Annotated in this window: 11 protein-coding genes; 3 read left to right on the top strand and 8 right to left on the bottom strand. The window is 51.6% G+C overall.

What is annotated here, in order from left to right; genetic code table 11:
- The coding region (locus OXN25_12785) for a DUF948 domain-containing protein (GenBank protein ID MDE0425733.1) at positions 1–277 on the bottom strand (277 nt) is incomplete at its 3' end.
- Positions 278–467: 190 nt separating this feature from the next.
- On the opposite strand from OXN25_12785, the gene OXN25_12780 reads away from it, so the two are divergent.
- Together OXN25_12780 and OXN25_12775 are read left to right on the top strand one after the other, a co-directional pair.
- On the top strand, positions 468–920 hold the full coding sequence (locus OXN25_12780) for a hypothetical protein (protein MDE0425732.1): 453 nt from the start codon (positions 468–470) through the stop codon (positions 918–920).
- 83 nt (positions 921–1003) lie between these two features.
- Positions 1004–4096, top strand: a complete 3093-nt coding sequence (locus tag OXN25_12775) for a UPF0182 family protein (protein MDE0425731.1) — start codon at positions 1004–1006, stop codon at positions 4094–4096.
- On the opposite strand, the gene OXN25_12770 is transcribed toward OXN25_12775, so the two are convergent.
- The 7 genes from OXN25_12770 to OXN25_12740 all read right to left on the bottom strand — a co-directional run bounded on the left by OXN25_12770 (position 4079) and on the right by OXN25_12740 (position 8613).
- The gene (locus OXN25_12770) at positions 4079–4807 is read right to left on the bottom strand and encodes a sulfotransferase family protein (protein ID MDE0425730.1); all 729 of its coding nucleotides are present in this window, start codon (positions 4805–4807) and stop codon (positions 4079–4081) included. The genes OXN25_12775 and OXN25_12770 overlap by 18 nt on opposite strands.
- Before the next feature lie 39 nt (positions 4808–4846).
- Positions 4847–5266 carry a hypothetical protein gene (locus OXN25_12765; protein MDE0425729.1) on the bottom strand — a complete coding sequence of 140 codons (420 nt, stop codon included), beginning with the start codon at positions 5264–5266 and terminating at the stop codon, positions 4847–4849.
- 52 nt (positions 5267–5318) lie between these two features.
- Positions 5319–6146, bottom strand: coding sequence for a prolipoprotein diacylglyceryl transferase (locus tag OXN25_12760; GenBank protein MDE0425728.1), 828 nt, complete (start codon positions 6144–6146; stop codon positions 5319–5321).
- 10 nt (positions 6147–6156) lie between these two features.
- Entirely contained in the window at positions 6157–6540 is a 384-nt protein-coding gene (locus OXN25_12755; protein MDE0425727.1) for a four helix bundle protein, read from the bottom strand.
- 175 nt (positions 6541–6715) lie between these two features.
- Positions 6716–7420: an ABC transporter ATP-binding protein gene (locus OXN25_12750; GenBank protein ID MDE0425726.1), complete on the bottom strand. Its 705-nt coding sequence runs from the start codon at positions 7418–7420 to the stop codon at positions 6716–6718.
- Entirely contained in the window at positions 7413–8195 is a 783-nt protein-coding gene (locus tag OXN25_12745; GenBank protein ID MDE0425725.1) for an ABC transporter ATP-binding protein, read from the bottom strand. Before OXN25_12745 ends, OXN25_12750 begins: the two co-directional genes overlap by 8 nt.
- 238 nt (positions 8196–8433) lie before the next feature.
- Complete coding sequence (locus OXN25_12740; protein MDE0425724.1) at positions 8434–8613, bottom strand: hypothetical protein; 180 nt, start codon at positions 8611–8613, stop codon at positions 8434–8436.
- A gap of 155 nt (positions 8614–8768) precedes the next feature.
- On the opposite strand from OXN25_12740, the gene OXN25_12735 reads away from it, so the two are divergent.
- Positions 8769–9731, top strand: coding sequence for a DNA-processing protein DprA (locus tag OXN25_12735; protein ID MDE0425723.1), 963 nt, complete (start codon positions 8769–8771; stop codon positions 9729–9731).
- Positions 9732–9733: the final 2 nt, after the last annotated feature.

Raw genomic sequence — 9733 nt, 5'->3', positions numbered from 1 at the left:
CTAACACATCTACGCGGTTGCCTAACGCATCTACCTTGCCATCTAACACATCTACGCGGTTGCCTAACGCATCTACCTTGCCATCTAACACATCTACCTTGTTCTCTAAGCCCTCTAACCTTTTATTCGTAGCGTCCAGATCTGATTTATCCGCTTTTTGCTCAATGATACGATCTAAACGGTCATCCACGCGTTCTAAGCGACCTTCAACGCGGTCCAGACGGATCCCCATCTCTTTCAAGGTTTGCAGGAGCAGGTCATTAAAATGATTAGCCATCAAAAAGCCTCCTTCGGGGGCAGTATCGTCAACGGGTTACAATTGTCTGGCGAGGGTCTCCTTTTGAAGATAGTAAAGCATATTTGGGTTTGGGTGTCAAGAAAAAAATAATGACTCTATACACACTCACAGAAAACATTGCATCTTTCTCCAAAATTGTGATATTCTTAAGAGTAAGGAGGAAATTCTGATGAGACCACTTCTCTTTTTTATGATATTTTTTTCCACAATCGCGGTGTCAGCCTTCGGCGAACTCACTTCGCAAGACCTTGATAAAATCCGATTGATATTTCACGAGGCACACGCACCTATAAAAGCAGAGATCGCCGCCCTGAAAACCGAAATAGTTTCGCTAAAAAAGGATGTCGCCGCACTGAAAACTGATGTCGCCGCACTGAAAACTGATGTCGCCGCGCTAAAAAAGGATGTCGCTTCTCTAAAAGAGGATATGGCAGGGTTGAATGGGCGAATAGAGAGTATCGATAAAGTCATCAATTGGCTCATGGCACTCATCTTGGTTGCCGTAGGTGTTCCACAGATCGTCGTCGCTTGGCGAAGTAGGAAAGATCGCGAACAAGACCGGAAATTCGAGCAACTCACACAAGAAATAGAGACCCTCAAGCAACAGATCACAAATCCCTAAAGGGTTCATAGCGGACCGCGAACCGCAAACCGCAAACCGCGAATAGCCAACAACCATCAACCAACAACCATCAACCAACAGCCATGACAGCCAATCTCGCCATTGCCCAACTCTTACTCATCATAGCCCTCGGTGCTGTTACGTTAATAGGGGGTATCTTCCGATACCGGCGGAGCCGACAACGCCGCAGAGGTGCATTCAAACTTCAGGCGTACCTCCTCTGGATACTCACCGGACTCATCGCCCTCAGCAGCTTCATGCCACTGGCGCACCTCTATACAGAGCACCTCTGGTTCGAGAGCCTCGGACACGCTGATGTCTTCTGGGGGCTCCAGCAGACACGATGGGGTATTTTCGGGGTCTGCTTCCTCATCGCACTCGGCTTCATGAACATCAACGCCGCTATCGCGAACGTCCTCTGCCCAGAATCCCGCGAGTTCCGACGCTGGACACATACCCAGACCTTCTCCTTCCATCGCGCCGTGTTCTGCCTAACCTTCATCGCCGCACTCCTCCTCGCAACACCGATGTTGTTATTGGATGATGTCTATTTAAGGTACCGAAATCAGCCGAGGGGGGATAGTGAACCGCGAACCGCGAACCGCGAATCGCGAACCGCGAACCCGCGAATCGCGGAAGAGACAATCGACGGAGAAACGGTGCGGTTAGAAACCGCACCTACAGAGAATCGTCAGCAGTCAGCAGTCAGCGATCAGCAATCAGCAGAAGAGATAGGGACGAGAGAGCCGGTGCGGTTAGAAACCGCACCTACCAATTTTGGGAATGAGGCAACTGACAGCCAACAGCCAACGGTTTCCAACAGCCATTTCCGTAAAGACCGAAACTTCTATCTCTTCAGTTTTCCGTTCCACCGATGGGTCAGCCTTTGGGTGCAGATAACGCTCTGGGTTACGTGCATCGTTGTCGGACTACTCTATAACTTCTACTACAGACGGGACGCACACACCATGCAGCGCGTCAAACGACATATCATCTTCCACGGGTCGGTGTTATGGTTGCTGTTGCTCCTCGTCGGCGGGTGGCGGAGCTACGTCCATCTCTGGAATAAAGTCTACACAAGTCCGTTGACACAGGAGTTGTCATCGCTCCACGGCTTATTCTACGTTGATTTCCACCTCGAAGGCGCGATTCGCATCTATTGCGGTGTCTTGGTCGGCGTCGGCATCGCAGTCGTGTTCAATATTTTATGGCGGAAACGGCTCCTCTGGTATGCAACGCTCGGTGTCTGGGGTTTGAGTTACCTGCTGCTCATCCACATCTATCCGTTAGGGCTGCACCTCTGGGATGCGCGTATCAACGTCTTGGATAAAGAGGAGCCATACTTACAGCGGCACATCGCAGAGACCCGCCTCGCCTTTGAACTCGATACCATCATAACCGAGGAACGCGTGAAAGGACTCGCCACCCTCGACATGATAACTGAGAACGCAGAGATTAAAAAGAACATTCAAATCTGGGACCGGCGCGTCCTCTACGAGGCACTCCGCGAAGCACAAATTCAGACGCATTACGATTTCCATCCCTACACAGATGTCGATCGCTATCGCGTCGGGGACGAATATCGGCAGGTGCTCATCGCGGCGAGAGAGGTCAGTCCGGAGGAGGATATTGTCGGGTGGGAGCCGTTGAAACTCCAATATACACACGGTTATGGTGTCTGTGTTTCTCCAGTCAACGAGTTTATTGAGGACGGGTTCCCGAACTTCTGGGTCGCCGATACACCCATCCGTAGCGATTACGACGAACTCAGCGTCCAACGTCCGCAGATTTACTACGGCGAAATGACGAATAACTACGTGATTGTCAACTCGCAACGCAATATTGACGACGCTGCCCGTGCGGCACCCGAAACCTGGGAACGGCATACCTATACCGGCGACGGCGGCGTACCCTTAGGCGGTTGGTTCCGCCGGCTCTGTTTCGCACTCCGGTTCGATTTCTTCCGAATGCTACGTTCTGAGCGGTTGACAGCCGAGAGCCGCGTGATGTTTCGCCGAAAGATTGGGACCCGGCACGGCGATCGACTTATCAAAGACCGCGTCTCACACATCGCGCCCTTCCTCAACTACGACCCCGACCCCTATATCGTCATTAGTGATGGCGAATTGTGGTGGATCATCGACTTCTATGTGACGAGCCAATACTACCCGAACGCACAAGTCTACGTGGACGATACAGCACGACTTACGCAGACGCAGCTTTATGAAGAACCCGACTTCAAGAAGTTCAACTACATCCGAAATTCAGGTGTTGCTGTCGTCAACGCCTACACCGGTGCCGTCAACTTCTATGCCATCAAAGATGACGAAGCCGTGATGCGTGCGTATCGCAAAGCCTTCCCCGATCTCTTTAAGTCCGTCTCAGAAATGCCCGAAGGCTTGAGAGGACATCTCCGATATCCCGATTACCTGACGCGCATCCAAGCAAAGATGTATGGCGCGTACCACCGCCGTGCCGACGACTTCTATCACCGGCGCGACAGGTGGCTGATTCCCAAAGAGGCGTATTATTCATCAGAAGCCGATCAGGAGATGATGCCCTACTACGCTATGCTCAAACTACCGGGTGAAGACACCCCAGAATTCGTGAATATGATTCCATTCACGCCACCGAAACGCGAGAAACGGTTGAAGGCGTGGATGGTCGCAAGGTGTGACCCGCCACATTACGGCGAGCGGATTGTCTACGTCTTGCCGGAGGGTGCCGATGTCGCTGGACCGACACAGGTCGAGGAGGACATTAATAAAGCGACCGGGCAGCTACAGGTCGGTTGGGAAAAGGCGAGCGATGTCATTCGGGGCAACCTGTTGATTATTCCGATTGAGGACGCCCTGTTCTATGTCGAGGCGATCTATTTGCAGGCGAAGAAGCAGGAGCGCGCGAACGGCGACGACACACAACCCCGACGACCGAAGTTAGAGATGGTCGTCGTCAAGGCAGGAGCAAGCGAACTCGCATCGGCGAAGACGTTGGACAAAGCGTTAGAGGTCCTATTTTTAGGGCAACCGGCGACGACTGTTCCGACAGAAGCAGGCGAAGCACCGCCAACCGCAGCGGAGTTATTAGAGCAGTTGCGTCAAAGCCGCGCCAAGCGCGATGCCGAAACGGAGGCGATTTTGGAGCAGCTCCTTGAGGTGCTAAGCGAGGATCGCTGACCGCCGCAACACACCATAATACCCCAAACACACCTCCAAAATATCCTCTAATTCCTCTGGAAACGGCTCCGATTTCGGACGATACGGCGTAAACCCTGTACTCTGATGCACGTTCCCATACCAATACTTCGCCCAAATCCCATCCGCGGGACACCCACCGACCGACCAAGAAAGCATCGCCTTCTCAAATCGCAGCCCCAACCGTTCGCACAATTCACAAAGCACACCCGACGGATTCTCCAAGAGCAACTGCGCATCAAGAATCGGCGGCGACTGACCCGCCGCTCGCAAAGATAGAAGTAGATCGTGCTGCGTCTTGAAGCCCGTATCCGCCAACGTCGGTTTTCCAATCACCTTCATCAACGAAGGGAGCATCTCTCGCGGATCCCGGATCAGGAACACATTCAGCGTCTCTCGAAGGAACCCGCGGTCGATATGGATGAGATGGTGCGCCATCTGTTTCATGAAAAGCACGGGTTTCTCATACGGACCGAGGATCACCTCACGGATCACTTCTTCGCCGTCTGTTGACATCGATGCCATCACCTCAGCCGTCCCCGGATGCGCCCCTGCCCTATCCGTCCTATAGAGATAGTGGGCGTAGAGCGGTTCATCAACAACTTGTGTATCGCTGCGTTGTGCAAAGGCGTACATCAGTGCAGTAGACACATTCCGAGGCCCCGACCACAGACAAATCCGCTTCGTTTGCATGTTATTTTTTTGCCCTTTATATAAAGGTATATATGCAATTTAGCTGCTAAACTCTTCACGCTTGAGGATAAGCGCAAGTACCTCTTTGATTTCGGCGTATCGTCCTGCTAAAACCTCAAAATCTTTTCTAAGTTCTCGGTTTTCGTGTTTGAGTTCTTGGTTTTCCTGCTTAAGTGCATTAATTTCCTGCTCAAGTGTATTGACCTGAACCCTTATCCTACCGTTCTCCTGCTCAAGTGCATTAACTTGAGCGCGTAGCCCACCGTTTTCTCGTTCAAGTGTGTTAACTTGAGCGCGTAGCCCACCGTTTTCTCGTTCAAGTGTGTTAACTTGAGCGCGTAGCCCACCGTTTTCTCGTTCAAGTGCAGCGATCCTACGAAAAAGCCAAGCGAAACCAATAACGCCTATGCTCACAACACCTATGTCAATAACAGTGATACCAAACCAACTAAAATCCACCTTTAAGTCTCCTTACCTAAGGTGCAATGAATTGCACCACTACAAACCTCGTCTACCTTTTTCGTTGCCGCCGTTTACGTCGGGGAGACGACGGCTCTCGAGTCGATGGCGTAGAAACTTCTGTTGACGGTGCGGCGACAACCGCACGCGGGCGTCCGCGCAGCCAGAAAATCAGCACAATCCCGACAACAAACGCAACAATACTAAAAATCTGCGCCGCCGTCATCCACCCCAACACACGCGGCGTAATCCGCCAAAACTCCGCAATAAACCGCTCAACCCCCAACAATATCAGACTCAGACCGAACGTCGTCCCCGGAACACCTTCAAACCGCCGACGCTGCGACCACAGCAGTCCGAAAAACGCAAAGGACATCAGCGACTCATATATAGGTGTCGGGTGCACTGGGACATCTGTAGGAACAGTACCGTTCGGGAACGCCATCGCCCACGGGAGGTCAGAGGGTGGTCCGTAGTCCCCATCCCCCGCAAGCAAACACCCAATCCGACCGATGCCATAGCCGAGTAAGAGCGTCGGTCCGATGATGTCGATTGTCGGGAGATACGGGTTCGGGGAGCGCACGACAACTATCGTGACAGCAAGACATCCACCGATCAAACCGCCATACCAGACCAAGCCCGCCGTTGAGAACAGTTCCTGGATATTGATCGCCCCGTCCAAAAGGGCAGAATAAACTTTCGCGCCGACAATCCCCCCGATCGCCGCCGCCATCACGATACTCCCCGCCAACTCCGCAACAAAACCCCGACGCTTCAATTCATATTGTAAAACAAAGACGACTGTAATAAACGCAGTCGCCAACATTAAACCGTAAGAATGAATGCCAATGGGTCCAAAGTCAATTAGTGTAGGGTACATTTTTTATTCGCTATTCGCGGTTCGCTATTCGCGGTTCGCTATCTCCTCTGACACTTTTTTGTAAATTGATTAGCATTCTTTTTATATGATTAACTGGATCCATTAACTCGTTATATTGATTAGTATGGATGTATTTGAGATCGCGGGCAAGCAGAATGAGATACTCTGTTTCACTTGCTGAGCCCATAGCTATCTGCAGAAAACGAGCGAAGTCAGCCGAACTTTCTCTGCCACAACCTTCAGCGATGTTTGTCGGAATCGAGGCACACGCTCGACGGATTTGACTTGTCAGCCCATACATCTCTTCGCGCGGAAATTGTGATGTAAACTTATACACGCTCAACGTTAAGTCGTGAGACTTTTCCCACACCTGCAATCCTCTGAAATCCCGCATACTTACTCCTTTCGCGGTTCACTATTCGCGGTTCGCTATTCGCTATTCGCGGTTCGCTATTCGCGGTTCACTATTCGCTATTCGCGGTTCGCGGTTCACTATTCGCGGTTCGCGGTTCGCTATTCGCGGTTCGCTATTCGCGGTTCGCTATTCGCTATTCGCGGTTCGCGGTTCGCTACTCTCCAAGATACGCCTGTCGCACACGTTCATCGGCTAACAGGTCCGCAGACGTACCTTCCATGGCGATTTCACCGGTCTCCATAACGTAGCCCCTATGGGTTACCTGCAACGCTAATTGGGCGTTTTGTTCAACAAGCAGAATCGTCGTACCATCGTCGTTAATCTGTTCGATGATCTCAAAAATCCGTTGAACAATAAGGGGTGCAAGTCCCAAGGAGGGTTCATCGAGCAGGAGGAGTCGCGGTCGGGACATCAGTGCCCGTCCAATCGCTAACATCTGTTGTTCACCACCGCTGAGGCTGCCGCCCCGCTGCCGCCGCCGTTCCTGCAACACGGGGAAAGACTGAAAAATTTTGTCTAAATCGTCTCTGATGCTCGGTCGATCCTCTCGCGTATACGCACCGAGTTCAAGGTTCTCAAGGACACTCATATCTGGAAAGACGAGTCGTCCTTCTGGAACTTGTGAGATACCGAGGGCGACTCGCTGCTCTGCCGATAATCCGGTAATATCTTCATCCTCGAAGTAGATGCTCCCTTGCACCGGTGTATAGACCCCCGAAACCGTCATCAAAGTCGTCGACTTACCCGCACCATTTGCACCGATGAGACAGACCATCTCACCCGCATTTACAGTGATAGAGACCCCTTGCACAGCCCGAATTTGCCCGTAATATGTATGTATATCCCTGAGTTCAAGCATCGTCAGATTTCCCCAGATACGCCTCAATGACCTTCTCGTCGTTTTGAACATCAGTCGGTAGACCTTCACTGATTTTCTCGCCGTGGTCGAGCACGGTCACCCAATCCGAGATTTGCATCACCAGTTTAACGTCGTGTTCAATAAGGAGGACAGTGACGCTTCGCTCACGTATCGTATAGATGAGTTCTATAAGTTCCTGTGTCTCTTGTGGATTCATCCCCGCAGCAGGTTCATCGAGAAGCAGGAGTTTCGGTTCAGTTGCCAACGCTCTTGCAATCTCAACGCGACGCTGATCACCATAGGAGAGGTTACCCGCCGACTGGCCGCTCAACGCGTCCAACCCGACGAATTCCAACATATCGTGTGCGCGCCCTGCGATATCCGTCTCCTCCCGCTGCTGTGTCTTCGTGCGAAACACCGAGCCGATAAGGCTGCTTGAAGTGCGAGGGTGCCGTCCGATTTTGACGTTATCGAGGACTGTGAGCTCCGTGAAGAGTCGGATATTCTGGAAAGTTCTACCGATACCGAGACTTGTAACCTGGTCCGGACGCAATCCGGTGATGGATTCACCTAAGAAATCAACGCTGCCGAACGTCGGGCTATCGAGTCCAGTGACACAGTTGAAAAGCGTCGTCTTCCCTGCCCCGTTAGGTCCGATTAGGCTGAAAATTTGTCCAGGATGCACCGCCATCGTCACATCCGACAGCGCAATGACACCCCCATAATGTCTGCTCATTTCGTTGACTGCCAGCAGCCGTATAGGAGCCCTCTCCATTGTTATCTCCTCATTGGATTATCCCTTTTATCGTAGTGTTCTGTCACGTCTAAACTGACAGGTAGTTCGTAGTAGGGAAACCATTCATTGCCCGTTTCTGACGTGCGATAAATCGCACTACTACGAACTGGGGTTTCCCATCATTTGAAAGTTGACAGAACAGTAGATTCTAAAAACAAATTTACACGCTAACAGAACTTACGCAGAATCAAATATAAATTTCAAGGTGGACAGAACACTAATCCGCCTCTGGATCTTTTGGCGGTTTCGGTTGTGGTTTATCCGGACCGTTTTTAGCCCATTCCACCCATTCCTGATGTTTTTTTTGGGCTTCAGATAAACCTTCAGCCAAGCCTTCTAAACGCGCTTCTTCAAGCCTTCGCGCCTCTCGTCTCTCAAGAATCGCTTTCATTAACATGATACCCCTCCGATTTTTAATAATTCTAATCTTTTTTTTTTTATTTGTCAATGTTATAAAGCAGTTGGCAGCGCCCTTGACATCCTCCACAACAATATGCTATACTCCTTAATATATAGCAACACACAACCCCACACCCGACAGGACATACAAACATGGCGGACCCAAAAGACAAAACACCCCTCGAATACTGGTTAGCCCTCTCCTCGGTTGAAGGGTTAGGCGGTGTTCGGATCAAACGACTCATCGCACGTTTCGGAAGCATTAAGGCAATTTTTGAAGCAGAACTCCCCGAAATCGCACGGTTGCCGTCCTTCAATCCCGTCCTCGCTTCACGCATACTCACAGTATCCGGCAATCTCCCGACGTTCCGAGAGCGACTCACCGCACTCAACAACCAGAATATCCGCGTGCTATGTCCCGAAGACTCCGCCTATCCAGCGCAACTCAAACCGCTCCCCGATGCCCCCGCGATCTTGTGTCATACGGGTGAATTAACAAAAATTGACGCGCAGTGCGTCGCCATCGTAGGGACAAAGCAGCCAACAACCGAGGCGATACAACTCACACTCTCGCTCGCCACAGCATTAGTGCTCGCCGGGTTCACCATCGTCAGCGGACTTGCAGCCGGGACCGATGCCAATGCCCACTCTGGCGCGCTCGCTGCTATGGGGAAAACCATCGGCGTCGTCGGAACAGACCTGTCTTCTATCTATCCAGTGCAGAATAATGCGCTCGCCATGCAAATCTATGAGAACGGGTGTCTGTTTTCAGAGCACCCCTTCCGCACCTCACCCTCACCCGGAAATCTCATCCAACGCAACCGTATTATTAGCGGACTCGCACTGGCAACAATCGTAATTGAGGCGCAGAAGACCGGCGGTGCCATGCATACCGCCCGATACGCCCAACGCCAAGATAAAGCACTTCTCGCATGCCGATGGGACGGACCTGCATCTGCCATACGTGAAGGCCCGCGCGAGTTGATACGAGGCGGGGCATTCCCATTCGCTCCGAATGAAGTCGATAAAGTTGTTGATGTCCTACTGAATCCAGAGCGGCTCGAAACATACATGACCGGCACCTCCAGCGAACAGATGGGACTCTTTGAGGAATAGCA

Source organism: Candidatus Poribacteria bacterium (assembly GCA_028820845.1).
Lineage (GTDB): Bacteria > Poribacteria > WGA-4E > WGA-4E > WGA-3G > WGA-3G.
This window is presented reverse-complemented; position numbering and strand designations above follow the sequence as displayed.

What these genes read in the sequence shown, in the direction of transcription:
- OXN25_12740 (MDE0425724.1), bottom strand. Translation starts at nt 8,613, where the DNA reads ATGTTAATGAAAGCGATTCTTGAGAGACGAGAGGCGCGAAGGCTTGAA.
- OXN25_12780 (MDE0425732.1), top strand. Translation starts at nt 468, where the DNA reads ATGAGACCACTTCTCTTTTTTATGATATTTTTTTCCACAATCGCGGTG.
- OXN25_12755 (MDE0425727.1), bottom strand. Translation starts at nt 6,540, where the DNA reads ATGCGGGATTTCAGAGGATTGCAGGTGTGGGAAAAGTCTCACGACTTA.
- OXN25_12735 (MDE0425723.1), top strand. Translation starts at nt 8,769, where the DNA reads ATGGCGGACCCAAAAGACAAAACACCCCTCGAATACTGGTTAGCCCTC.
- OXN25_12775 (MDE0425731.1), top strand. Translation starts at nt 1,004, where the DNA reads ATGACAGCCAATCTCGCCATTGCCCAACTCTTACTCATCATAGCCCTC.
- OXN25_12770 (MDE0425730.1), bottom strand. Translation starts at nt 4,807, where the DNA reads ATGCAAACGAAGCGGATTTGTCTGTGGTCGGGGCCTCGGAATGTGTCT.
- OXN25_12760 (MDE0425728.1), bottom strand. Translation starts at nt 6,146, where the DNA reads ATGTACCCTACACTAATTGACTTTGGACCCATTGGCATTCATTCTTAC.
- OXN25_12745 (MDE0425725.1), bottom strand. Translation starts at nt 8,195, where the DNA reads ATGGAGAGGGCTCCTATACGGCTGCTGGCAGTCAACGAAATGAGCAGA.
- OXN25_12750 (MDE0425726.1), bottom strand. Translation starts at nt 7,420, where the DNA reads ATGCTTGAACTCAGGGATATACATACATATTACGGGCAAATTCGGGCT.